This window comes from Lysinibacillus sp. FSL H8-0500 (genome assembly GCF_038051955.1).
In the GTDB taxonomy this organism is placed as follows: Bacteria; Bacillota; Bacilli; order Bacillales_A; family Planococcaceae; genus Lysinibacillus; species Lysinibacillus macroides.
This window is the reverse complement of record NZ_CP150292.1, coordinates 1837146-1861680: the sequence shown is the minus strand read 5'-3', so window position 1 is coordinate 1861680 and position 24535 is coordinate 1837146. Positions and strand designations below refer to the sequence as shown.

General features: G+C 39.4%; 25 protein-coding genes and 1 pseudogene. 6 read left to right on the top strand and 20 right to left on the bottom strand.

The window, feature by feature from the left end; genetic code table 11:
• Positions 1-62 precede the first annotated feature (62 nt).
• From MHB44_RS08765 to MHB44_RS08740, 6 genes are all read left to right on the top strand, one after another.
• On the top strand, positions 63-1349 hold the full coding sequence (locus tag MHB44_RS08765) for a GHKL domain-containing protein (protein ID WP_341302423.1): 1287 nt from the start codon (positions 63-65) through the stop codon (positions 1347-1349).
• Positions 1330-2070, top strand: coding sequence for a LytTR family DNA-binding domain-containing protein (locus MHB44_RS08760; protein WP_341302422.1), 741 nt, complete (start codon positions 1330-1332; stop codon positions 2068-2070). Before MHB44_RS08765 ends, MHB44_RS08760 begins: the two co-directional genes overlap by 20 nt.
• A 416-nt stretch (positions 2071-2486) precedes the next feature.
• The gene (locus MHB44_RS08755; protein WP_341302946.1) at positions 2487-2945 is read left to right on the top strand and encodes a chemotaxis protein CheX; all 459 of its coding nucleotides are present in this window, start codon (positions 2487-2489) and stop codon (positions 2943-2945) included.
• 243 nt (positions 2946-3188) lie between these two features.
• Positions 3189-3311 (top strand): hypothetical protein, encoded by a 123-nt coding sequence (locus MHB44_RS08750; RefSeq protein WP_009370491.1) that lies wholly within the window; start codon positions 3189-3191, stop codon positions 3309-3311.
• Between the two features lie 24 nt (positions 3312-3335).
• Positions 3336-3827: a cytochrome B5 gene (locus tag MHB44_RS08745; RefSeq protein WP_341302421.1), complete on the top strand. Its 492-nt coding sequence runs from the start codon at positions 3336-3338 to the stop codon at positions 3825-3827.
• A complete protein-coding gene (locus MHB44_RS08740; RefSeq protein ID WP_341302420.1) occupies positions 3814-5475 on the top strand; it encodes a b(o/a)3-type cytochrome-c oxidase subunit 1 in 1662 nt (553 codons plus the stop codon). The genes MHB44_RS08745 and MHB44_RS08740 overlap by 14 nt, the downstream gene beginning before the upstream one ends.
• 40 nt (positions 5476-5515) lie before the next feature.
• Here the strand turns inward: MHB44_RS08740 and MHB44_RS08735 are convergent.
• From MHB44_RS08735 to MHB44_RS08640, 20 genes and pseudogenes are all read right to left on the bottom strand, one after another.
• A pseudogene (locus MHB44_RS08735) lies at positions 5516-7002 on the bottom strand (carboxypeptidase M32).
• A 161-nt stretch (positions 7003-7163) separates the two neighbouring features.
• Positions 7164-7256: a PspC domain-containing protein gene (locus MHB44_RS08730; RefSeq protein WP_341302419.1), complete on the bottom strand. Its 93-nt coding sequence runs from the start codon at positions 7254-7256 to the stop codon at positions 7164-7166.
• Positions 7257-7500: 244 nt separating this feature from the next.
• On the bottom strand, positions 7501-8448 hold the full coding sequence (gene mdh / locus MHB44_RS08725) for a malate dehydrogenase (protein ID WP_341302418.1): 948 nt from the start codon (positions 8446-8448) through the stop codon (positions 7501-7503).
• Positions 8448-8804 carry a BMC domain-containing protein gene (locus MHB44_RS08720; protein ID WP_341302417.1) on the bottom strand — a complete coding sequence of 119 codons (357 nt, stop codon included), beginning with the start codon at positions 8802-8804 and terminating at the stop codon, positions 8448-8450. Before MHB44_RS08720 ends, mdh begins: the two co-directional genes overlap by 1 nt.
• Complete coding sequence (locus MHB44_RS08715) at positions 8797-9081, bottom strand: EutN/CcmL family microcompartment protein (protein ID WP_053996051.1); 285 nt, start codon at positions 9079-9081, stop codon at positions 8797-8799. Before MHB44_RS08715 ends, MHB44_RS08720 begins: the two co-directional genes overlap by 8 nt.
• Positions 9082-9117: 36 nt before the next feature.
• Positions 9118-9987, bottom strand: coding sequence for a phosphate propanoyltransferase (locus MHB44_RS08710; RefSeq protein ID WP_341302416.1), 870 nt, complete (start codon positions 9985-9987; stop codon positions 9118-9120).
• 12 nt (positions 9988-9999) lie between these two features.
• Positions 10000-10590 carry a phosphate propanoyltransferase gene (locus MHB44_RS08705; protein ID WP_341302415.1) on the bottom strand — a complete coding sequence of 197 codons (591 nt, stop codon included), beginning with the start codon at positions 10588-10590 and terminating at the stop codon, positions 10000-10002.
• 81 nt (positions 10591-10671) lie between these two features.
• Positions 10672-10950, bottom strand: a complete 279-nt coding sequence (locus MHB44_RS08700; RefSeq protein WP_004269321.1) for a BMC domain-containing protein — start codon at positions 10948-10950, stop codon at positions 10672-10674.
• A 16-nt stretch (positions 10951-10966) separates the two neighbouring features.
• Complete coding sequence (locus MHB44_RS08695; protein ID WP_341302414.1) at positions 10967-12457, bottom strand: aldehyde dehydrogenase family protein; 1491 nt, start codon at positions 12455-12457, stop codon at positions 10967-10969.
• A 15-nt stretch (positions 12458-12472) separates the two neighbouring features.
• Positions 12473-13123 carry an ethanolamine utilization microcompartment protein EutL gene (eutL, locus tag MHB44_RS08690; protein ID WP_341302413.1) on the bottom strand — a complete coding sequence of 217 codons (651 nt, stop codon included), beginning with the start codon at positions 13121-13123 and terminating at the stop codon, positions 12473-12475.
• 12 nt (positions 13124-13135) lie between these two features.
• On the bottom strand, positions 13136-14113 hold the full coding sequence (eutC, locus tag MHB44_RS08685; protein WP_341302412.1) for an ethanolamine ammonia-lyase subunit EutC: 978 nt from the start codon (positions 14111-14113) through the stop codon (positions 13136-13138).
• A gap of 9 nt (positions 14114-14122) precedes the next feature.
• Positions 14123-15493: an ethanolamine ammonia-lyase subunit EutB gene (locus MHB44_RS08680; RefSeq protein WP_341302411.1), complete on the bottom strand. Its 1371-nt coding sequence runs from the start codon at positions 15491-15493 to the stop codon at positions 14123-14125.
• Between the two features lie 5 nt (positions 15494-15498).
• Complete coding sequence (locus MHB44_RS08675) at positions 15499-16920, bottom strand: ethanolamine ammonia-lyase reactivating factor EutA (RefSeq protein WP_341302410.1); 1422 nt, start codon at positions 16918-16920, stop codon at positions 15499-15501.
• 19 nt (positions 16921-16939) lie between these two features.
• Positions 16940-17437 carry a EutP/PduV family microcompartment system protein gene (locus MHB44_RS08670; RefSeq protein ID WP_341302409.1) on the bottom strand — a complete coding sequence of 166 codons (498 nt, stop codon included), beginning with the start codon at positions 17435-17437 and terminating at the stop codon, positions 16940-16942.
• 10 nt (positions 17438-17447) lie between these two features.
• Positions 17448-17789 (bottom strand): BMC domain-containing protein, encoded by a 342-nt coding sequence (locus MHB44_RS08665; RefSeq protein WP_341302408.1) that lies wholly within the window; start codon positions 17787-17789, stop codon positions 17448-17450.
• Positions 17790-17810: 21 nt separating this feature from the next.
• The gene (gene eutH / locus MHB44_RS08660; protein ID WP_341302407.1) at positions 17811-19058 is read right to left on the bottom strand and encodes an ethanolamine utilization protein EutH; all 1248 of its coding nucleotides are present in this window, start codon (positions 19056-19058) and stop codon (positions 17811-17813) included.
• Between the two features lie 83 nt (positions 19059-19141).
• Positions 19142-19720, bottom strand: a complete 579-nt coding sequence (locus MHB44_RS08655; protein ID WP_341302406.1) for a response regulator — start codon at positions 19718-19720, stop codon at positions 19142-19144.
• Positions 19713-21119, bottom strand: coding sequence for a histidine kinase N-terminal domain-containing protein (locus tag MHB44_RS08650; protein ID WP_341302405.1), 1407 nt, complete (start codon positions 21117-21119; stop codon positions 19713-19715). The genes MHB44_RS08655 and MHB44_RS08650 overlap by 8 nt, the downstream gene beginning before the upstream one ends.
• 286 nt (positions 21120-21405) lie before the next feature.
• Positions 21406-23313 (bottom strand): ATP-dependent DNA helicase, encoded by a 1908-nt coding sequence (locus MHB44_RS08645; protein WP_341302404.1) that lies wholly within the window; start codon positions 23311-23313, stop codon positions 21406-21408.
• Between the two features lie 85 nt (positions 23314-23398).
• A complete protein-coding gene (locus MHB44_RS08640) occupies positions 23399-24535 on the bottom strand; it encodes a class I SAM-dependent RNA methyltransferase (RefSeq protein WP_341302403.1) in 1137 nt (378 codons plus the stop codon).

Genomic DNA, 24535 nt, shown 5'->3' with positions numbered 1-24535 from the left:
TGCGAATATCACTCCACAACGTTTGATTACAGTATAATAAAAGCTAGAGAGGAGGTATAGCATTGGTCTTTTCCATAATTAGCTTTATTAATTTTTTGATGCTCTTTGGCTCATTATTTTATATATGCAATATCCGTCCAACCATTCAAAGGCTAATGATTTGCCTGATACTCAATGCTTTCCTTGCATGGATAGCGCTCAATTTTCCAGCATTGCCTTGGCTCGCACTGTTAGGCAGTGTACTACTAAGCGGTGGCTTCTTTTATAGAATAACCAAAAAAAGCACTGTCTTTTTACATAGTGCCAGCCTATTAATCATAGTTATTTTAATAGAATATATGTCTTTATTTGTAGTTGAAAGGCTACAGCTAGTAGCTTCTTTACATATTTTGCTTATTATCGTGCTATTTACGCTAGCTCTTTGGCTATATAAAATATTTGTTGAAAAAACATTTCATCAAGTAATATTGCCAATAAAAGTGGAGTTACTGCTTGTAATTCTATCAACAGTGACAATTATTGTTTTTTATCTAATCGTATTCCTTCCTATGCATAGTGATATCGTTGCAGCTTCTTGGTCAAAGCTCATGATGCTTGCCTGTTATTTTCTATTTCTCTTTCTAACGATATGGTTACTGCTACAAGCCGTTCAAAAAGAACAATTGGCACAGCAGCAGGCACTTGCACAGCAGGATTTATATACCTATATGGGGCAGCTCGAAAATGTCAATCGTGAAATCCAAAAAGTACAGCATGATTATGCCAATATATTATTATCCATTCGAGGATTTCTTGATAAGGATAACCTCCATGGCTTGAAAAAGTATTTTAAAAAAATAGCACCACAAGAGCAGCAGCCATATATTGCAAGCTTGAAGCAGCTTGAGCAGCTTCAACTTTTCGAATTAAAGGGCATTGTAAGCGCCAAATTATTACAAGCACATACTCAGTCGATTGCTGTCCATATTGAAATACCTGAACCTATCCAATCTTCCTTTATTGAATCCATTGATTTAGTAAAGTTAGTGGGCATTTTAATGGACAATGCCATTGAGGCCACCGTTCATCATCAGCAGCCCCAACTACAGCTTGCCCTATTATGCATCCAGACTAATGAGCAGCTAATCATTATACGCAATACAACAAAAGAGCGTTATGCTGATATTGAAAAATTATTTCAAGAAAATTATTCTACAAAAGGAGACAAAAGAGGCTTTGGCTTGTACAATATAAAGCAATTATTACATCGTTACCCTAACATAACGCTCAATACCTATATTGAGGAGGAGTGGTTTGTGCAGGAGGTACGTATCGAAAGGATAAGAAAACATGCGAGTAGCGATCTGTGAAGATGATCCATTTCACCAACAACTGATAGTAGAAGCCATTCAAAACTATGCGCTGTTTCAAGCACCTAGCATTGATATTGTATTATGTACACAGCAGCCAGCTGATTTATTGTCACAAATTGACACAACAGCCATTGACTGTTATATATTAGATATTGAGCTAGGTGGCGCTGTCAATGGCTTAGATATAGCCAAGACAATACGTGAGCAGGATCCATTAGCCCATATTATTTTTATGACCAGCTATGCCAACTATTTGCAATTAACCTTTACATATAAAGTAGCAGCACTTGATTTTATCGTGAAAGATACCCCTGCACAAATGCAGCATAATGTAGTGGAGGCATTGCAGGCTGCGCTAACTAAATATACACAACTTGGTACTACCGCCTCAACAAAATGGTTTCAGGTGAAAATGGGCGAAAAGGTAAAAAATATTGCATTAGAGGATATTTATTATTTTGAAACTTCCTCCCAGCCCCATAAGCTTGAACTATATGAACGCAATGGACACTATTCCTTTTATGGCGCTTTAAAGGATTTAGCCTATTTGGATGACCATTTTTTCCGCTGCCATAAAAGCTTTATCATTCATTTAAAAAATGTGAAGGAGTTCAATTTTAAAAGCCGCTACGTGTTAATGGAAAATGGCAGCCGTTGCCCAATTGCTTTTCGACTCATCGTACCGCTTCAGAAAAGGTTAAAAAGTTTATCTTCATAAATTATAGATTATCCTCCTCAGTGCAAAGGGCATATTGCAAACCATATATCTAACTTTGAACATTTCGGAATCATTATGTTCAACTTTAAAAATATTTTTAGCTACCATATAAAAAGACATAGCCCGTATTTGGACTATGTCTTTCAAAGCTTTATTTCAAATGTGCAGTCGTTTGTTTCACGACGTATTTCCCAACACCAATATAAATGGCTACAGCCGCTCCAATCAATACGAATGTCATTGCTAATCGCCCCTTTTCCTATTAAAATGCATTCTTTTGTATGTATATATAATGAATTTGAAAATCATTCTCACTATTATCTTATAAATTTCATGTTAATTCGTCAAGACATACTTTCATCTTACCCTTTTTACATGGTAAGATGTAGAAAAGTCGGAAAAAGGATGCGGTAATGATGAGTAATTCGAAGTACTTTCAAACTATTTTAAATGGGACAATCCATGCTTTAAAATCGATTCTTCCTATGGATATCGAAGTAAAGTCACCTAGCATTATTTCTGAACCCTTTCAACAGCAACAAATGGGTGTATTAATTGGCTTAATCGGCGATTTAAAAGGCCGTGTCATCATTGATTCCTCTCCTGAGGTATTTTGCGGGATTGGTAATATCATGTTCGGAATGCCACTAGAAGGCGAAATGCTAGAGTCCTTTACAGGCGAATTTGGCAATATGATTGCAGGAAATTTATGTACAGCGGTTGGGCAAGAAAACTTAGAAATTGATATCACACCGCCAACTGTGATGGTCGGCAACACAAAATTATATGGCTTTGAAAAGGCATTCTCTCTTCCCGTATCAATCCCAAGCATCGGTGCTTTAACAGTTCTATTAACAATTGAGGAAGAAGAGTAAAGCGAATTCCACCTAAACAATTACATGGTTATGTTTGAAACAAATCTAGTATTTGTGGAAAAGGTGAACAGCATGGAGTCATCTCAAAGGTTTTTGAGATGGCTTCTTTTTTTGTGCTGTTAATTTTTCACACTTTTTTCACATTATTTGCTTAGATGTGTGATTTTTTTCACATCGAAATGGGATGGATTTTTATATGATGTCAATAAGCAATATTACAATAAGAGCGTAGGAGGGGCAAAAATGGCAAACAAAAAGAAGTCAGATGAAAATTTAAAAGGTTCACTCTATGCAGTTTTTGGAGTAGGTATTATCATCATTTTACTTTGGGTGTACTGCTTCGATTTGTTCATTGGACGGTTTTAATCTACGAAGAAGGGACAGAAACATATGCACATACATAAGTATGAGAAGTATTGGCTTGTGTTCGGAGTCGCTACCTTAGTAGCATTCCTTATCATTCTCGGCGTTGGAGCATTTCACCAAGGCTCCCATCCGAATAATGGTAAAAAAACACTAGATTATGAGAAAGTAAAAGAGACAGCACCTTTCGATAATCCTGGTGTTCATAAAGTCGAAGGTAAAGATTGGGATTATGAAGTAGTTGTGGTTGCTGCTGCATTCAGCTACACCCCTATGGAAATTGAAGTACCACTTGGTGCAAAGGTGAAGTTTATTGCGACCAGTGAGGACGTTATGCACGGCTTCCAGATAGCGGGCACAAATATTAATATGATGCTTGAGCCTGGCTATATTTCAGAATATGTAACAGAAGTCAATAAAGTCGGTGAGTTTTTAATCGTATGTAATGAATACTGTGGTACAGGACATACGATGATGCACTCTATGCTAAAGGTGGTGGACCCAAATGAGTCACACTAATTCATTGACAAAGGTAGATCGTCGAGATGCGAAATTAGCTATGGCACATATTTATGTAGCATTTATCGCATTGTTATTAGGTGGTCTTGCAGGATTATTACAAGTATTTGTGCGTTCTGGTCAATTTACATTACCAGCAGGCATTGGCTATTATCAAGTTTTAACAGTACATGGTGTACTACTCGGTCTTATTTTAACTACATTCTTTATTTATGGCTTCCAAATTGCTAGTGTCAGCCGCACGTCAGGTACATTTACAGATGGCCAACGCAAGCTTGGCTGGATCGGTTTCTGGTTAATGACAATTGGTACAGCGGCAGCTGCCACAATGGTTTTATTAAATAAAGCAACGGTTCTTTATACATTTTATGCTCCACTACAGGCACACTGGATTTTCTATTTAGGCCTGACTTTAGTCGTGGTTGGTTCTTGGGTTGGCGGCGCAGGTCAAATTTTACGCTATGCCCAGTGGCGCAAAGAGAATAAAGGTAGTGGTCAACGCAGCCCATTATTATCATTTATGGTGGTTGTTAATAATTTGATGTGGTTTGCAGCAACGCTTGGTGTAGCAGCTTCTGTATTATTCCAGTTACTTCCATGGTCATTGGGCTTAATTGAGCGTGTGGATGTTGCTCTATCGCGTACACTATTCTGGTATTTCGGTCATGCACTTGTGTATTTCTGGTTACTACCAGCCTATATGGTTTGGTATACAATTATTCCCAAGGTCATTGGCGGGAAAATTTTCTCTGATTCACTAGCAAGACTTTCCTTTATGCTTTTCTTAATCTTCTCGGTTCCTGTTGGGATTCACCATCAGCTAACAGAGCCTGGTATTGATGGTACTTGGAAATTTATACAGGTTGTTTTAACATTTGCGGTTATCGTCCCATCATTAATGACAGCCTTCTCTATGTTTGCGATGTTTGAATTACGTGGACGTGAGCTAGGTGGTAAAGGACTATTTGGTTGGTTTAAAAAATTACCATGGAAAGATACACGCTTCTTCGTTCCATTTATCGGTATGGTTGCCTTTATTCCTGGAGGTGCAGGTGGGATTGTCAATGCATCCTATCAAATGAACCAATTAATTCATAACACCATTTGGGTAACAGGTCACTTCCATTTAACAATTGCAACAGCTGTTGTCTTAACGTATTTTGGTGCAGCGTTCTGGTTAATTCCACATCTAACAGGTCGCACACTGACAAAATCTTTAAATAGCCTTAGTAATTTCTCAGGTATTTTATGGGCTGTTGGGATGACAATTATGTCCTCTGCGATGCATATTGCAGGTCTAATTGGCGCACCTCGACGCTCCGACTATTCAGAATATGGCGGTGCTCAGCAAGCCTATGATTGGATTCCCTATCAAATTGCACAGGCTGTTGGCGGAACGATTCTCTTTATTGCCATCCTGGTGATTATATATATCGTAGTGCAATTAGCTTGGTTTGCCCCTAAAGGTGAAGAAGAGTTCCCTGTAGGAGATGTCCATGAGCATAGCGGTCCAACACCAGCAATGCTTGAAAACTTTAAAGTATGGCTTGTTATTTTAGCGGCATTAATTTTATTTGCTTATACAGTGCCAATTATCGATATTATTTCAAATTCACCAGCAGGCTCAAAAGGCTATCAATTGTGGTAAATATAAAGCGATTTCTCGTAGATGAGAAATCGCTTTTGTTTTATAGTTGATAAAGTCTTGAATATTTATCCTGTAAATAGTTGGCCAAGTATGTGACATTTAAGCCTTCCTCTGTCACTTCTTTTAGCAATTCAAATGGCTTTTTCAATGCACCATACTGATGTACATGATCTGTTAGCCATTGTCGAATAGGCAATAGCTCCCCCTTTGCTAATAGCTCATTAAAGTTCGGAATATCTTGATCCATCGCACGCTTCCACTGAGCTGCATAAATCATTCCAAGCGCATAGGACGGGAAATAGCCAAACATGCCCCCTGACCAATGCATATCCTGAAGCACACCCTGTGCATTCGTTGCTGGGCAAATCCCTAAATATTCCTCATATTTATCATTCCATACTTGTGGTAAATCCTTCGCCTGTAAATCACCATTAAATAAATCACGTTCGACCTCATAGCGAATCATAATATGTAATGGATAGGTTAGTTCATCTGCTTCAATGTGAATAAAGGACGTTTCCACCATATTAATGGTACGTAGAAAGTCTGCTAATGGTACATCTCCAAACTGTATCGGTGAATAGTGTTGAAGGCGCTCATAGTTGTGCTGCCAGAGCTTTTCATTTCTACCGACAATTTTCATAAATGGGTGATTCATGGATACCCGTCGAAGTACCTCTCGCTAATGGCGGACCTGCAAGCTTTTGATCAATATTTTGTTCATACATGGCATGACCACACTCATGAATTGTTCCAAAAATAGCAGTGCGGAAATCACGCTCATCATATTTTGTTGTAATGCGGTTATCTCCAAGGTTAAGCCCAATCATAAATGGATGCACACTTTCATCCAAGCGTCCTGCCTCAACGTCATAACCGAGCTGTGTAAAGCAATTCCAACGATAATGCTCGCTGTGCCTTATATGGGAAATGCTTATATAGCATACTTGTATTAGGCTTTGGTGCGGCTGCAATTTTTTTCACAAGCCCAATGATCACTTCACGCAAGTTACCAAATACTTCATCTAGCACATCCGTTGTCATTTCTGGCTCGTATAAATCAAGCAATGTATTGTATGGGAAACCGTTTTTAATGCCCAATACTGAATAAATTTTTTCTGATATTAAATAATTTTCTCTAAATATGGAAGGAAAAGAGCAAAGTTATTCGTAGTCTTTGCCTCTTCCCAAGCTGTTTCTGCCTTAGATTGTAGAATGACAAACTCCTTATATTCATCAGCGGAAATTTTTTTATTTTGGTCGTAATTTTTTCGTACTTCTTCTACTAAGCGACATGTTACTGTGTCGGGATCAGCCTGTTGTGCCTCCTAGTGCTGTTAATAGCTCGCCCAATTCATCGCTCGTTTGCATAGCAAATAAGGAGGCTGATAATGTGCCAACAACCTCTGAGCGTTGTGCTGATCCTTTTTTTGGCACACCTATTCGCATATCCCAATAAATAACATTAAGTGCTTTCTCATAATGCTGCATTTTCTTTATATAGTCTGTAAATTGCTGAACAACCATTGTTTGTCTCTCTTTTCACATTATTAGTTCATCATATTTTTGAAAATTTCATCTATTCCTAAGGTAATAAATCAATATAACTGACGATCAACCTCTAAAAACAATCCTAACAGGAGATAGACTAAAATATTGCCTGACATAAAGATAAAGATGATTCGAATCTATCTTGAATCTATCCCCAAATAATTGGCAATCCCACCACATACACCAAATAGATAGCGAACATTTTTTGATTTTGTTAATTTGTTCTCCATCACAATTTCTCCCTATTAGTAGAAGTTGCATTTCTATTATTTCATTATAAATAATTCACTCCCTCTTCACCATCATTTGGTCTTAAAGGAAATTAAAAAGGCTGTAGCAAATTAGCTACAGCCTTTAGGGGATTTTTTCTAGCTTTTAAGTCTTGTTCGGTTTCCAATCAAACATTTGTTAATCACTGTTCGCCATAGCAAGTTGGGGATGCTTACTATGGCGGGAGAATCGTGTCTGTTTACACTATTCAATATTTTGGCAAATAGCAATGACTTGCTGTACAGCCTCCGCAGAATGCCGGAGAGCTGTTTGTTCTTCTAGTGTTAAATGTAATTCAATCACAGATTCGATACCGTTGCCACCTAAAATGGTTGGTACACCTAAAAATAAATCATGATAGCCATACTCTCCTTCTAATAAAGCGATTGAAGGAATAATTTTTCGTTGGTCTTTCATAATAATTTCGACCATTTGTGCACATGCAGCGGCTGGTGCATAATAGGCACTGCCATTTCCTAGCAAACCAACAATTTCGCCGCCACCTTTACGTGTACGTTCAACGATTTGTTGTAGTCGATCTTGGGGAATCAATTTTTCTAATGGAATGCCACCTGCATAGGAATAACGAATTAATGGCACCATTTCATCGCCATGTCCGCCTAATACAAAGCCTGAGACATCCTCTGGTGCAATTTGCAGCTCCTGTGCAACAAATGTGTTAAAACGCGCTGTATCTAAGACACCCGATTGACCAATAATGCGATGTTTCGCAAAGCCTGTTTCCTTGTAGCATACATATGTCATGGCATCAACAGGGTTGCTTAACACAACGACAATGCTATTTGGTGCATAGTGTTTAATTTGTCTTGATACTTGTTGTATAATTTTAGCATTGGTTGTCACTAAATCATCACGACTCATGCCCGGTTTACGAGGTAGCCCTGCTGTAATAACAACAATATCTGCACCTGCAATATCCTCATAGCTGCTTGTTCCTTTAATGGATACATTAAACTTTTCAATAGGGCCTGTTTGTAGTAAGTCCAAAGCCTTCCCTTTTGTTGGATTTTCCGCCTCTGGAATATCGACAAGCACAACATCACCTAATTCCTTTTGTGCTAAAAATAAACTCAATGTGGAGCCTGTATGACCTGCTCCAATTACAGCAATTTTACTTTTACGAAAAGCCATTATGCCTCACCTCGATTATCCGTTGCTGCTGTTGTTTCTGTTGCTTTTTTAGCACGCGCTGATACAGGCTTTTTCTTTGGCGCTTCTGGTCCTTTCACCATTTTGAAGACATCTTCATCAGGTCGTGGTATTACGTGTGCGCCCAATAATTCACCGACTCTTATGGCAGCGGCTTTACCAGCTTCTACCGCAGCTTGAACAGAGCCAACATCGCCTGTGACAACCACTGTCACAATGCCACCATCCACAAATTCCTGCTTCACAACTGTGACATCGGCTGCCTTAATCATCGCATCGGCTGCCTCATAAGAACCGATCAATCCTTTGGTTTCAATCATGCCCATTGCGCTACTCATTATCCTCACCTCGCATCACTTCTGTAGAATCAATAATACCAATCACAACTGCATCAATCGGGAGCGGATTATCTTTCATAATATAGCGTGATGATCCACCGCTTGTTACAAGCACATCATCGCCAATCCCTGCTCCTATACGATCTGCTGCAACCATTTCTGTGCGAATCGGCTGTTGATTGGCGTCAATTGGTTGAATGATTAATAATTTTAAACCATTCAGCCCTTCCTCCTTGCGAGTTGCCCATACACTGCCTATCACTCTTCCCATTTGCATGAACGTCACCCTCTTTACGCTACACAGCTTGTCTGTTTACTCTGAACGAACCGTTAATGTTTTATTTAACTCTCGTAATTTATCATAAGCCAGTGCTGTGACAATGGTTTTTTTTGGCACAACAATTTCCTGTGCCTCTATTGCTAATAAGTCTAGTTGTGAAAGCAGCTTTTTATCATAGTAATAGACAGATGGCTGCTCTACTTGCTGAACAACTGAAGGCTGTGCATTCACAGCTATAGGTTGTTCATGCACTTGATGGTGAACAATTTCAGCGAGTGTACCTTGTTGAATCAAGCCGGCATTCGCTTCATCTGTATCAATATGCATTTCTAAACGATAACGCTCAGATACACGAATAACCACATTCGATAAAATAAGTGGACGTACTCCTGCTACCTTGATCTGTACAGATTGTCCATCGACCACATTAAAGCTCGTACTATCTGCTGGTGACATATGAATATGTGCCTGTGCAATAATCAGCCCTTCCTGTAAAACAACACTGCCCTTAGGACCAATTAATGTCACAGGACTAGAGCCTTGAATATCACCTGAAATTCTTAATGGCGGCTTTAATCCTAATTTCATGGCATCTGTCCAGCTTACTTCCACTTGTGATAGCGAACGGGCTGGACCTAAAATACGTACACGTTCAATCGACCCCTTTGGTCCAGCAATAACAACGGTTTCCTCCGCAGCAAACTGTCCTGGCTGGGAAAGCTCAAATTTTGGTGTTAGCTCGTAGCCCTTCCCAAATAGCTGCTCCACTTCTGCCTGTGCAAGGTGAACATGGCGAGCGGATACACCTATTGGAATTTTACCGTTATGTGGAGGGGCAGATTGTTTTTTTAACACTTGCTGTAGCACTTCTTCGACAATTTTTTGTACTAAATTTTCCTGCATCTTACCTCCTCCTTATGATGATGCTTTCACTAATTTTCCTTGTGTCTGCTGTTCAATAAAGCCTGCATTCGCTTCATCTGTATCAATATGCATTTCTAAGCTAAAATCGTTGGAAACACGTACCACGACGCCACGGAATGTCACAGGCCGTTCACTGACTACTTCCACTGCTACAACTTCATTATTGTGTACTGCTAATGCTTGCGCATCTTCCTCTGTCATATGGATATGTGCCTGAGCAATAATCACACCTTGTGGAATCACTAATTCACGCTCTCCATAAATCAGCTTAATGCTAGCGGAGTTGTCAATATCACCAGATTGTCTTAACGGCGGGTGAATACCTAGCTTCATCGCATCTGTTCGGCTAACCTCTACTTGCGTTGCTGCTCTTACAGGACCTAATACACGAACATTGTGAATAATGCCCTTAGGCCCTTCAATTGAAACGCGCTCTTTGGCAGCAAATTGCCCTGGCTGTGATAAGTCAAAATCCATTGTAAGCGTTGCATTGGGACCAAAAAGTGTTTGTAAATCCTCTTCACTTAGATGGATATGACGAGCCGAAATGGCAACGGGAAATGTTTTAATTACTGTTGTCACACAAGCCACCTCTATATCTAGTTGATTGTTTCATAGATCGAGAGCTGATCTATCGTCGAATCAGCTCTCCCTACTGATTCATTACGCTTCCGCTTTTGGTAAAATCATTTCTAATTCATGGTGTGGACGTGGAATTACATGGACAGATAATAGTTCTCCTACACGTTGTGCTGCTGCTGCACCTGCATCCGTTGCTGCTTTCACTGCACCTACATCACCACGTACAAGAACTGTTACAATACCGCCACCAACATGTACTTTTCCTACTAAATTAACGCTTGCTGCCTTTACCATTGCATCCGCTGCTTCAATTGCTCCTACTAAACCTTTTGTTTCTACCATTCCTAATGCTGTACTCATTTGTCATTCCTCCAAATTATTTATTTTGTAATGTGATTTGTTTTAAGACTTGGTCAACAATTTGTTGTACCACTGTTGTATCGAGAGCAGGCTCCTGTGATACAACCGACTCAACGACTGACTCCACTTCAACTTCTGGCTTTGGCACATCAACATCTTTAATGCCATATGCCATACGTTTAATATTGATTAAATGTCTTGCTGTAATATTGTCCGACGTAATATTGCCGCCAAATGTACCACAGCCTAATGTAAAGGATGGTGATAAGCCCGTTGTACCGCCCACTGCACCGATGGATGATAATGTATTGACCACAATGCGAGATACAGGTAATTCAACAGAGAATTGTTCTGCTAATGCCGCATTTTCTGTATGGATGGAGCATGTATGTCCACGTCCACCAATATTTAACAGGTCAATCATGACTTGCTTGGCTTCTGTACTATTTTCTACTATATAAAGCGCAAAGATTGGTGATAGCTTTTCAAGCGAAAACGGTATATTTTTACCAATCATTGTTTCTAAACCAACAAGCACTTTGGTATCTGCTGGTACTGGAATGCCGGCTGATTGTGCTAGGCTAACGGCAGATTTACCAACAATTTTAGGATTTACTTTCCCCGGTACTGGCGAAATCAACTGCTCCATTTTCGCTTTTTCCTCAGCATTTAAAATATAGGCATGATTGTTCTTTAATTCTGTTTGCACGACCTCAGCAATCGCTTTATCAACAATAATGGACTGCTCTGTTGCGCAAATTGTCCCATTATCAAAGGATTTACTTTGCACAAGCTGGCGTACAGACTTTTGAATATTCGCTGATTTTTCAATATAAGCGGGGACATTCCCTGGTCCTACACCGTAAGCTGGCTTGCCTGAGCTATAGGCCGCTTTAACAAGTGCACCGCCACCAGTTGCTAAAATTAAATGCACATCAGGATGCTTCATTAGCTGCTGCGTTGCTTCCATCGATGACATTGTTAAACAGTGTAGTAAGCCTTCTGGTGCACCTGCTTGTTCTGCAGCTACTCGGCAAATATCCAAAGCCTCCTTTGTACATTTCACCGCATATGGGTGCGGGCTAATAATAAGCGCATTTCTTGTTTTTAATGAAATTAATGTTTTAAAAATAGCTGTAGACGTTGGGTTTGTCGTCGGTACAATACCTGCAATCACGCCAAAGGGACTCGCAATTTCCGCTACTTTTTTCATGCGGTCATAGCCAACAATGCCAACTGTCTTTAAATCTTTAATATCTTCAAAGACATCTCGTGAAGCTACTTCATTTTTTATTTTTTTATGATTTGGCACACCCATTCCTGTTTCTTGTACAGCCATTTTAGCTAAACGATCTGCTTCCTTAAATGCCGCATCTGCCACTGCCTTTACAATGCTATCTACTTGTTGCTGTGAAAACTGCATATAGGCAGCTTGTGCTGTATTCGCCTGCTTCACGGCATCTCTCATTTCCTGTATGGCTAATAAATCTTGATCTAATGTGGCCATAAAGCCGCCTCCTTTCTATATCACTGGGTTTCTTGCTATCTGTTCAATGGCTTCTCTAAAGGCATTTGCCGCAGCCTCGCAGGACGATTGACTGCCGCTTAGTAAGCCGCCACCAAAATTGGTTTCTGATGGAGGGCCAAAGAACACCTTGAGCTCTACATCTGCCGCCTTTAATGCTACATCTAAGCCAACAACTGCCTCTAGTGGGGGTGCGATTAAATACGCAAGAGGCGTGCCCACTTTGACATTTGCCACCTCAGCAAGATACGTACCACAGCTAGCTACTGTATGTGCAAACAATGCATGATTGTCATTATTATTAATGGCCTCAAAGTACGTATCAAATTGAATTTTTTGCTGAATGGCGTCTAGTCCACTACGAATCTCATCTGGTGAACTGCCAGCAATAATGCCAATTACCTCGCCTGATAATGGGCCAGATGCATGTGCTGCTCCAGCATAGAAGCTTTTCGCATAGACAACATCCACATCTGCTTTTTTCGTTGCTTCGTCTAATGCCACATAGGCAACATCATCAATTGTGAGTGTCACAAGTCCAATACTATGGTGCGATGGCTTTAAACCTAGCTGCTGTGCTAATTCACTATTGACCCTTGGAATGGTTTGCATCGCTAAAATTTGTGCCATTATTTTTTGAGGATTCATCTTATTAGCCCCCTAACCTTCTTTTGCGACAAGCTCTACACCACTTGCCTGATAATGCAAGATTTTTTGTACGACTGTTCCAAGATAAGCGCCAGCCTCTAATGGCGGAATACCACCTTTATGGATATTAGAAATAACCATGCGCTCTGCCTCCACCGTGCCAATTCTTGGCTTATAGCATAAGTACGCGCTCATGGATTCAGCCGATACAAGACCAGGACGCTCACCAATTAAATAAACAACGACATCTGGCTGTAATATCTCGCCAATTTCATCCATTAAGGCAACACGGCCTTTATCAATATAGAAGGTTGTCCCCATATTAATATTTAAGTTGTTTAAGCTTTGCTGAAGGGCTAAGTAAACGTCTTGTACATTTTCTTCAATGGCACTGGCACTTAAGCCATTGGAAATAATAATTTGTACAGTTGGCTGCTGTTTACATTTTTGCTGAATCAATGCTTTTGCTTCATCCGATAAACGACGACCTAAATCAGGTCTTGTAATATATTCCTCTTTATCTGTCACTTTTGTTGTTACTTGAAAAACATTCAGCTTTTGTAGTAGCTCCTCTGATACTTCACCATATACAGCATCCACTGCTGCTGCATGATCGAGTCGGAATTTCAACCATGTTTTTGTTTTTGGTCGTGTTCCTGCCCTACCTACACCAATTCGCGCTGGTGTATATGTTTGAGCTGCCTGCACACTATCATTCAATGGCGCAGTGTCAAATTGAAACGGCTGCGCTGGTGCAGCTTCTGGTAATGGCTGTTCAGGCGTTGTATGAACCTGCTCACGTTGGTATAGCTTAATTAGTGGTTCAGATGCTGCTGCTCTAGGCTCTGTTACACTGTGCTGCGAGTTCCCTGTCTTATCATAAAATTGAATGAGTGGCTGTGCTGTTGCTTCAGGTGTTTGACTCTCCACACCTTGCTCCATTTTCTCCATGACAAGCTGTGTAATCATTGATACTAGTTGCTCATTCACTCGACTCACCTACCTTTCAAAAATGGATAAATCACCAGCTCTTGCTGACAGTCGTCCATTTTCATAAATGCCCATTTTTTCTAGCCATGCTAAAAATGCTGGTGCTGGTTTTTTACCAAATGTTTGCAGTAATGTAGCCACATCATGGAAGCTCATTGATTGATAGTTCAGCATGACATCATCACCCATTGGTGCTGCAATAATAAAGTTAACGCCAGCAGCTGTTAGCAATACACTCAAATCTTCCACATCATTTTGATCTGCCTTAATATGGTTTGTATAACAAATATCCACACCCATTGGAATGCCGTGCATTTTACCCATAAAATGATCTTCAAGACCTGCACGAATCACTTGTTTATTGTTGTACAAATACTCTGGGCCGATAAAACCAACAACTGTATTGACAATATAAGGATTGAAATGTCTAGCAAAGCCATAGTTGCGTGATTCCAATGTTACTTGGTCAATGTCCATATGAGCCTCTGCTGATAGCTCTGAGCCTTGCCCTGTTTCAAAATAAAAGAGATTTGGACCCGTTCCTGTCCCTTGCTTTTTAATAAGCTCCTCTGCTTCACGAATTAAATCCGCAGAAATACCGAACGAACGGTTCGCAATTTCTGTCCCTGCGATACTTTGGAAAATCATATCTGCTGGCGCGCCCTGCTTAATCGCCTTCATCTGTGTTGTAATATGTGCCAATACACAGTTTTGCGTAGGAATCGACCAGTCATTGATAAATTCCTTTGTCGCAGTCAAAACCTTTTTAACACTTTCAACAGAATCATCTACAGGGTTAATGCCAATAACAGCATCACCAATACCGTAGGATAGCCCTTCCTTTAATGAAGCAATAATGCCATCAATATTGTCTGTTGGGTGATTTGGCTGTAGACGAGATGACAGCGTCCCTTTTTGACCAATCGTAATATTACACGTTGAAAGTATTTCAACTTTATTGGCTGCATGTACAAGATCTAAATTGGACATTAGTTTTGTAACAGCGGCAATAATCTCGGAATTCATCCCTTTACTTAAACGCTTTAATTCACGATCACCCGTGTCATTTGATAAAATGTATTCACGCAGCTGCTCGATGCTCCAGTTTTTGATTTCTCCATATATTTGCTCATTAATATCGCCCTCAATAATGCGTGAAACCTCATCATTTTCCTGTGGCACTAATGGATTTTCTCGTATATCTTTTACTAATAGCTCACTGAGCACAGCCTTTGCGGCAATGCGTTGTTGTACTGATTCAGCAGCAATCCCTGCAAGCTGATCACCTGATTTTTCTTCATTGGCCTTCGCCATCACATCTTTTAATGATCGAAAATTATATTTTTCTCCACCAAATATCACCGATAGATTCACATTCATCCTCCTTACTTTGAGTGGAAGGCAAGTGTTTTAACAACAACAGGTACAACGCCAGATGGCAGAACCTCACCAATGTCGATATAATCGCCTGTATCCACTTTAATTTGATCGATGCACAGTATTGGCACTGTAGGATTAATTGCCTGTATCGTTTGGCCAATAATTTTTGCATAATCTGATTGAATGACTATGATAATTGGTATGGCCTTGGAGCATTTTGTTGCCAAATGCTGCAAAATCGCCTCACATAATGCATGGACATCCTGAAAGCTTAAATATGGCAATTCACTAAAATAGAGGGCAAACGGTGAACGATTATCCTGTATGGAAAATAAATCATCTGCCCGCTCTACCGCTGTCTTCACTGTCGTGTGAAAGTCTATTGACGCATCTATATGACAGTTGAAGACAGGTACATTTTTTAGCGGTAATACTTCGGCATCCACCTGAATCGTTGCTCCGCTAATTTCAGTTGTTTGTGTGCCAGCACCAGTCACTGTTGCACGTGCTGTTTCCTTTGGCTGGAACCATAAAAATGATTGGAGCTGTTCATGCTGTAACAGCATCTTTGCTAATTTCTCACCAATATCATCATATTGACGCTGTGTGCAGTCATGTTCATAAATGCAGGAGGCCACACCACCAGAAAAGACGATGGCATCTACTGGTTTATGCCAATTTGGTAAATGCCCTAGCAATAATGGATGTCCTTCATCCTGACATTGACCATGTAAAATCATGGAAAGTGTCTTAACCATTTCTTCCACACATTGTGATACTCGCGCATCATCTGCTGCATCACCAACAGCTAATGGCTGGGGCCATTTTTCCATCAATCGCAGGAGTGGTGGAGAGATTGATTGAATTTTGCCATCTTGAAACTCAATCAATCTGCCACCAACATGTAAGGTACAAGTGCCAATGACTTCGCCAAACTGCATCACTGCAATATTGGCAGTGCCCCCGCCAATATCAATATTGGCTATTACCTTGGCAGAGTTTTTTGATTGCTGTAATGTACCGGCACCTTTTGCAGCAATAATGCCCTCCAAATCAGGACCCGCGGTAGCAACTAAAAAATGACCAGCGTCATCTGCAATCGTATGAACAACCTCACGTGCATTTTCCTTTGTGGCAGATTCACCTGTAATAATAATGGCTCCTGTGGAAATATCCGCAGGTGCAATTTGTGCCAATTGATATTGCTGAAAAATAAATTCCTCAATTTTTTTCATATCAATCATGTCTTTATTGAGAAATGGTGTTTTAATAATAGGACTTTGATGTAACACTGTTTTCTCAATAATTTCAATTCTTGGTACATGTGTAACGCCTGCCACATTTTTTAATAGAAAACGACTGACAACCATTTTTGTGGTGCTTGTTCCAATATCAATGCCTGCACTATAGATTTTTTCAGTTTTCACCCTACGCCTCCTCTCACCACTATGGGTAATACATGAGATACGGACTATCGCGATCCTTGACATACTGACGAATTTCCTCGTTAGTACGAAGCTCAATAAGTGGGGCAATAAATTCCACACCAAGCTTTTGCCATGAAGAGGTTTTGACAATAGCACCTTGCGTAATCACATTTTTCAATAAAGCTATAGCCTGTTCAACATCTGCATCAGGTGCATCAATTTTCGTAATCACGCCAATTTGTATTTTAGGAATCCCTAAGCTAAATTGCGGCGGGAACACACTTTTAGCTGATGTTGCATCTTGCAAATAAATGACATGTGTCACTTCCAATGATGTTGCCATAATATTTCTGTAATACATGGGATTTTCAATATACTCACCAGGTGTATCAACAATCCAGTCATCATAAACGAGTGCCTGTGTTTTATTGGCTGCGCTTTCTTTGCCTAGCAAGGTATTCATCAATGTTGACTTTCCTGCCTGCACACCACCTATTATCATTACTCGATTTTGCATATGACACATCCTATGACTTCGTTATTTTCGATGGTGTATAGCCTAATGCCTCAGATAAAAAACGATTAATTTCTAGCATCGCCATTTCCACCTCTGACACACTACCAACAATAACAAGACTGCCTGTAAAACGATCTAAAAAACCGAGTTTAACATTGGCTGCCTTTGTCGCTAAGTCCCCTGCAATAATTACCGTTTCACTTGGCGTACAAGTCATAATGCCAAGCGCACCTGCTTCTTGTATGCCAAGCTTTTGAAACATATCAGGATCTGGATTGGCAATTAAATGACTTAATGTTAGCTGCTTTCCAGGCACGAACTCCTGAATAAACCGCTTCTTTTCCTCACTCACCTATCATCACCTTGCCCTTCTTTATTCAGATTTTTGCTCTGTTAAATATTCGCCTTCTTTAATAATGCCCGCCTTGCGATCTTCAATTTCTAGCTTTAAAGCCGTTGGAACAGATAGCTTATAAGCTAAAATAATGGCAATAACGCCCGCTAAAAACTTACCAGCAATCACAGGTAAAATAATCGTTGGCTGGAAGTTAGCTGTAAATGATAAATGGTCGCCTAACAAGAATGCCGAACATACACCAAATGCAATATTAATGACTTTATCTTTTGGCGGCATCTGGCGAATAAGTGTAAACATTGCAAGGATATTAGCGACTGTTGCTAATATTCCAGCACTCCCTACTGCGGATAATCCCAATTTTTTACCAGCAGCTTCAAGCGGTTTCGAAGCATATTTTCGAATTAAATACACCATTGGGAATGCTCCCGCTAGCATAATCCCGATATAGCCTGCTGTTTCCAATGCACGGAATTGGTCAAGCTCATCAGCCATAATTGGATCAAAGCCCCATGCACCAAAAATCTTAGTAAACAGACCTGTAAAAATTTCAACAATCGAGAAGACAAGCACTAGCTTAATCCCTGCATCCATTATGCGTCCGAACAACATAAAGCCCGTAATCATTGCATTTGGCACAAGCTTTAAGCCTAATGCGATTAAAATAACAAAAATAAATAAAGGCAATAAATTAATTAATATTTGTAAAATCGAAATAGCAAACACATATGTTGGAGCCTCTGTTGTGCTAATAACTTCGCGTACTTCTGTGTTAAATAGCACGATCATAACAGATGAAATAAATGCACCAATCGGAATTGTTAATACGCCAGCCATAATACCTAGCGCCATATATTTATGATCACGCTTGTCCAACATCGCAAGGCCCATTGGAATCGAGAAAACAATCGTAGCACCTGACATAAAGCCAACAACAAGCGCCATCACCCAGCCCTCATAGGATTCTTTTAAAGCATTGGCTAATTGATAACCACCCATGTCTGAAGCTAAAATCGTCGTCGCTGCAATCGCAGGATCGGCACCAATAAATTCAAAAATCGGACTAATAAAATGACTAATAAACCACGTTAAGTAAGGTATAGCTGCCATGATTCCTGCTGCTGGGACAAAAATATGACCAACCGTATGAATCCCATTCATAAATTCTTTCCCAATTCCATACTCAGCATCTCGGATAGCTCCGATTGCCCCTAAAACAGCACAGATCATAATAATATAAACGATAACCGTTCCTATCATTGCCATCTTACTCATCACCCCTTTTTTATTTATAAATTTATATAAAAAAAGGCACTTTAAAGAAGAAATCTCTTTAAAGCGCCTTTGCTTCAACTATTGACTTGTAAGTTATTAATAATTTGCTGTGCAATGTGCACCATTTCCTGCTGTGTCTGCATGCTTTCGTTGCGAATTTTACGATAAGCCTCGTCCTCGCTTATATTTTCAGCCTGCATCAGCAAGCCCTTTGCACGTTCGATCACTTTTCGCTTTTCTAATTGTGTCTGCTTATGTAAAAGCTCTCCATTGAGGCGGTTGAATTTATCTATTTGATGAAAAGCAACCTCTAATACAGGCAACACATTTTTTTCGGAAAATGGCTTCATGACATAGCCTAATATATTATCTTGTTTCATATATAGCAACAATTCTTTTTCACTGTAAGCAGAGATAAAAAGAACAGGTATTCCAAGCTGTTGTTCAATGATCTTGCTTGCCTTTAAGCCATCCAGTTTTGGCATTTTAATATCCATTAAAATTAACTGTGGCTTATGCAAAAAGGCGAGCTCAATAGCGGTTTCACCATTATTTGCTTGCGCTACAACCTCGTAGCCATTATCCTCTAACATAAACTTTAAATCAATTGCAATCAGTGATTCATCTTCGACAATCATAACTTTCCTAGCCATTTACGATAAATACCTCCTCACTTACAGGAAACTGAATTCGAGTATGTGTACCTTCTTCACTAGGGATAATTGAAAATGAGCCGGCCAAATCATATTCGACAAGCCTTGTAATCATCTCCATACCGAAAGATGCCTTCACCTCTTGCATTCCAACGCCGTTGTCAGAAATATGAAGTGCTATATCGGAATCTTCCTGTAGGAATTGAATATTAATGATTCCTTCCTCACAGCCGATAAATGCATACTTTAATGCATTTTGCAGTAGCTCACAAATAATAAGTGCAAGGGATACTGCCTTTTTCGAATGGCAAAATAACTGTATATTATGATGATGAAAGGCTAATTGAATTCTGGCTGTATTGGATGTGCCAATCATTTTATGACCAATCTTTTTAGCTAATGCAATAACATCTACCTTTTCTTCAGCGTTCTCCTCATTTTCTAAAATCAGCTCATAAACAGATGAAATACTATAGATTCGATTTAATGCCTCTTGAAAAGCACTTGCATTTGCAGCAGATGAGTCATTTCGCATTTGCAAGCGTAATAGACTTGTCACTGTTTGAAGATTATTTTTCACCCGATGATGAATTTCTCGTATCGCAAACGTTTTCATCATCAGTTCATTTTCTTTCAGCTTTAGCTCTGTTAGATCATGAATAATCAACAGTGTAACTTTATCATATTGACTGCGAATTGGGATTTTCTTAACAATAAAGGATTTACGATCAATCGTAATTTCTAGGAAAAAGACATCATCGCCTTGATCATAGACCTCTTGCAAAAAGGGTAAAATTTTATCCAATGCAACATTATCAAAGTTTTCCAATCCCGATAGCTCAGAAATAAAATGGTAGCCTGCTGGATTACTATAAATCACTTTGTTTTCATGATTTGTTAAAATAATCGACTCTACTAATAAATCTGAAACGACTGGCATTGGTTGAGAATTTGGCTCTACAATATGCTCAATCAATGCAAAGGGCATATTGTGAAAATCATCCTTTGGTGTTGTTTGCATCCTGACCATTTTTTCTTGAATCAACACCGCAATCACTTGTTGCTGCTCATTAAAAATTGGTACAACATACTGCTCTACCGTAATCCCTTCCTGCGTAACAGCTCTGGAGATGGACGATTTTTCTTTATGTTTAAACGCAGCGAAGACGGCTGGTTCAAAGCTTTCAAATACGAATTTTCCTATAACAGATTTTTCGTATAAGCCAATTTCCTTCTTTGGGAATGCCTCTGCCACTACAATTGCATGTGGTAAATTTTCCAACATACAATCGATGAACATATAACAATCAGTCAGCTCAGCATAGTACGTTAATGTAGCTTCTAGTTCAAGCAACTTCTCAATATCTGTTGCTGATAGATTTGTATATTTTCTACACAATGATTGAACGTTCGACAGGATTAAGCCCCCTATCAAAGAATAGTTGACAAACAATATGACTATTCTTAAAAAATTCTTGTCATCATTATAAACCTTTTGTGAAATCATTTTCAATACAAAAAAAATTTTATTTTATCAAAATTTATTACACAAATAAGAACTATATAGTTTAAAAGAGAAATATTCAACACTTTCTTAAAAATAACATTATTTACCTATTCGAATTTAATTATTTAAATATAACAAAAAAAAGCAAGCTTGCTTTCTAGGCAAACTCGCTTTTTTACTACTTTATTTCTGGCGCAACCGCTAAAATATTGTCAAAGGCTGTGCGCTGTTTTTGTTCTTCGTCATTTAATAAAATATGAATATCACCATGATCATTTGACGTACGAATTAAACGCCCCATGCCTTGCTGCAAGCGTAATTGCATAAAAGGCAATTCTACCTCTTCAAATGGATTTTCAGCAAACGTACGCTTCGCATCAAATAATGGATCATGCGGCGGGAAGGGCAGGTCATAAATAATGACACGTGTTAATGCCTCTTCCGGCAAATCTAAACCTTCCCATAAATGATAGGAGCATAATGTTTTAATCGTTCCTTCTTGGAAATCTCGTACAATAGCTGAAAGTTCTCGATCTCCTTCAAAGGCAACATACATTCGCTCCATTAGCGGCAATTGCTCCTTAAAGTTTAACATCGCCTGCTTTGACTTAAATAAAATCAATGTTTGTTCACCATCGCGCAAAAGTTGCTGAACACGCGCTGTTTTCTTATTTTGAGAGAGTTCATGTAAATAAATTTTCATTACTTCTTCATAATCAAATGGCGAAGGAACAGAAAATGATTGGTACTCTCGAATCCCTAAACTATAGGCAATATACGAGAAATCTTTGTTGACAGCTAATGTTGCAGATGAAAAAACAATTGGCAGCTTCTTAGAAAATAATTTTTCTGCTAAAACTTCTGTAATGAGTCGAGGCATAATCACGAGTGTTTCCTCGCCATCTGTTTCCTCTAACCAATCTACTGCATCTCCCTGTGCGGTAAAAATGCGTAACGAAGCCTCATATTGCTCTAAATACTCTTCCGCCATATTTAATTCGTATTCAGGAATCATATACATCTCTGATTCAAAGACAAATTCCTCCATCAATACCTCAACATCATTTATGAGCTGCTTGCCATACGTTAATAGTGTTTTTGATTTATTGATGCGTTTACGATCCTCGTCAGAAGCAACAACATCATCACGTAGCTGGTCAAAAAATAGCTCATGATCGTCCTGTAGTTTTTCCATTGCATATAGTGTACGCTCTCGCACACCATCCACCATCAAGCGTTCTAATAAATTTACAATTGTCGTTGCCTGTACCTTATAAGTCATCGCCTTTTGTGCTGCATATTCCAACAGATGCCCTTCATCCAGCACCATCATTGATACTTCAGGCAATAAAGCAAGCTGTCCCTCACGCTCACGAGACTCTTTCGTTGCTAAATGCTCCATTAAAAAATCCTGAGAGCAAATGACAAGATCTGTTGATTTACGATAGTGCGCACGATGTAATGTTTGCCCACAGCGATTACGAAGGTCACAAACAGAGCATTGCATAATCGCATTATAGTTGACCTTTTGCCAATCCTCATCACTTACCGTTGGATAGTCGCTACGTTCCCCATATGGAGGAATAGCAATCATCGAGCCTTGTGCATAGACGCCATCAGGAATAGAAAAGGCAATATCATCAATCCATTCATCCGTTTCCACCTTTTCCGCTTCCTCAAAACGTTTTAAGCATAAATATTGATCTCTCGATTTTGCAAGGCGAACATCAATAGTAAGTCCTAATGTTTGCTGAAGTTTATAAATATCGCCACCTTCTTTGACAAGCTGGTCGATTAATGTTTCATCTGCGCAGGCAATTAGTGCGGGCTTGCCTGTGTAACGCGCATAAGAAATCGCTGGCAACAAATAAGCAATTGTTTTTCCTGTACCTACGCCTGCCTCTGCAAAGAGTACATTTTTTTCTTTTAGTGCTTGTTCTATTTGATAAGCCATAAAGATTTGCTCATCACGGCATTCAAAGCCTTTTTCAGGTAATTCATCATAAAGAACATCGCCCATCCAATCACCTAATGATTCAAAAAATGAACGATCCTTTGATAATGCAAATGGTAAAGATTTACGCAATTGATGTGCCCCCTCTAACAATCTGTTCCTATTATACGCGACGAAACGGAAGATAAGAAAAAATCTTATCTTCCGTTATCATTCGTTAATCTCTTTTAGATTTTTGACCCCAGAATTGATAATAATTTGTTTCAATAAAGCCATTGAATAATTTACGTTTTTTCGTAGCTTGACGTCCATATAATTCTTCAAAATTTTTCATGGAGGATAGCATATAGACAGACCAAGTTGGATAGTTTTTCATCACTTTGCCTAAATCACGAATCACCTGCTCCACGACTTCTACATCGCCAATACGTTCTCCATATGGCGGGTTCCCAATCATCACACCATCAGTTAACAAAGTCGTAAAATCACGTGCCTGCATCTGCTTAAACGTAATTAACTCACCAAAGCCAGCTTCTATCGCGTTTTCTTGCGCAATACTCACCATACGATGGTCAATATCTGAGCCAATAATTTCTAAGGGCTGATCGTAATTTGCTAAACTTTCTGCCTCATCACGAACCATATCCCAAATATTTGCCTTGATCCATGGCCATTCCTCTGAAATAAATTCACGGTTATAGCCTGGCGCTATATTTTGTCCAAGCATCGCTGCCTCCAATGCAATTGTACCAGAACCGCAAAATGGATCAACAAATGGACGATTTGGATTCCACCTCGATATTTGTACAAGTGCTGCTGCCAGTGTTTCTTTTAATGGTGCCTCACCTTGAACCTGACGGTAGCCGCGTTTATGTAAGCCAGCGCCAGACGTATCAATTGTTAGTGTCGCCACATCTTTTAAAATTGAAACCTCAATTTTGTAAGTCGCACCCGACTCATCTAAAAATCCAAGGCGTTTATAATGCTGTTTCATACGCTCAACAATCGCCTTTTTGGTAATTGCTTGGCAATCTGGTACACTGAATAATTTCGATTTAACAGACTTCCCCGAAACTGGGAAAGCAGCATCCACTGGTAAATATTTTTCCCAAGGTAATGCTTTGACACTTTCAAATAATTGCTCAAACGATTTCGCTGGGAATTGTCCAACGACAATTTTTACTCGATCCGCTACTCGCAACCATAAATTGGTACGTGCAATAGCCGTTTCATCGCCTTCAAAATATACTTTGCCATTGTCAACTGTTGTTTCATAACCAAGTGCTTTTACTTCTTGTGCCACAATAGCTTCTAAGCCCATTGCTGACGTAGCTACTAATTGATAGTTTGCCAT

Excerpts from the sequence above, each read along its gene's own strand:
- MHB44_RS08760 (WP_341302422.1), top strand. The coding sequence starts at position 1,330 with ATGCGAGTAGCGATCTGTGAAGATGATCCATTTCACCAACAACTGATA.
- MHB44_RS08755 (WP_341302946.1), top strand. The coding sequence starts at position 2,487 with ATGAGTAATTCGAAGTACTTTCAAACTATTTTAAATGGGACAATCCAT.
- MHB44_RS08750 (WP_009370491.1), top strand. The coding sequence starts at position 3,189 with ATGGCAAACAAAAAGAAGTCAGATGAAAATTTAAAAGGTTCACTCTAT.
- MHB44_RS08745 (WP_341302421.1), top strand. The coding sequence starts at position 3,336 with ATGCACATACATAAGTATGAGAAGTATTGGCTTGTGTTCGGAGTCGCT.
- MHB44_RS08740 (WP_341302420.1), top strand. The coding sequence starts at position 3,814 with ATGAGTCACACTAATTCATTGACAAAGGTAGATCGTCGAGATGCGAAA.
- MHB44_RS08730 (WP_341302419.1), bottom strand. The coding sequence starts at position 7,256 with ATGGAGAACAAATTAACAAAATCAAAAAATGTTCGCTATCTATTTGGT.
- mdh (WP_341302418.1), bottom strand. The coding sequence starts at position 8,448 with ATGGCTTTTCGTAAAAGTAAAATTGCTGTAATTGGAGCAGGTCATACA.
- MHB44_RS08720 (WP_341302417.1), bottom strand. The coding sequence starts at position 8,804 with ATGAGTAGCGCAATGGGCATGATTGAAACCAAAGGATTGATCGGTTCT.
- MHB44_RS08715 (WP_053996051.1), bottom strand. The coding sequence starts at position 9,081 with ATGCAAATGGGAAGAGTGATAGGCAGTGTATGGGCAACTCGCAAGGAG.
- MHB44_RS08710 (WP_341302416.1), bottom strand. The coding sequence starts at position 9,987 with ATGCAGGAAAATTTAGTACAAAAAATTGTCGAAGAAGTGCTACAGCAA.
- MHB44_RS08700 (WP_004269321.1), bottom strand. The coding sequence starts at position 10,950 with ATGAGTACAGCATTAGGAATGGTAGAAACAAAAGGTTTAGTAGGAGCA.
- MHB44_RS08695 (WP_341302414.1), bottom strand. The coding sequence starts at position 12,457 with ATGGCCACATTAGATCAAGATTTATTAGCCATACAGGAAATGAGAGAT.
- eutL (WP_341302413.1), bottom strand. The coding sequence starts at position 13,123 with ATGAATCCTCAAAAAATAATGGCACAAATTTTAGCGATGCAAACCATT.
- MHB44_RS08680 (WP_341302411.1), bottom strand. The coding sequence starts at position 15,493 with ATGAATGTGAATCTATCGGTGATATTTGGTGGAGAAAAATATAATTTT.
- MHB44_RS08670 (WP_341302409.1), bottom strand. The coding sequence starts at position 17,437 with ATGCAAAATCGAGTAATGATAATAGGTGGTGTGCAGGCAGGAAAGTCA.
- eutH (WP_341302407.1), bottom strand. The coding sequence starts at position 19,058 with ATGGCAATGATAGGAACGGTTATCGTTTATATTATTATGATCTGTGCT.
- MHB44_RS08655 (WP_341302406.1), bottom strand. The coding sequence starts at position 19,720 with ATGGCTAGGAAAGTTATGATTGTCGAAGATGAATCACTGATTGCAATT.
- MHB44_RS08640 (WP_341302403.1), bottom strand. The coding sequence starts at position 24,535 with ATGGCAAACTATCAATTAGTAGCTACGTCAGCAATGGGCTTAGAAGCT.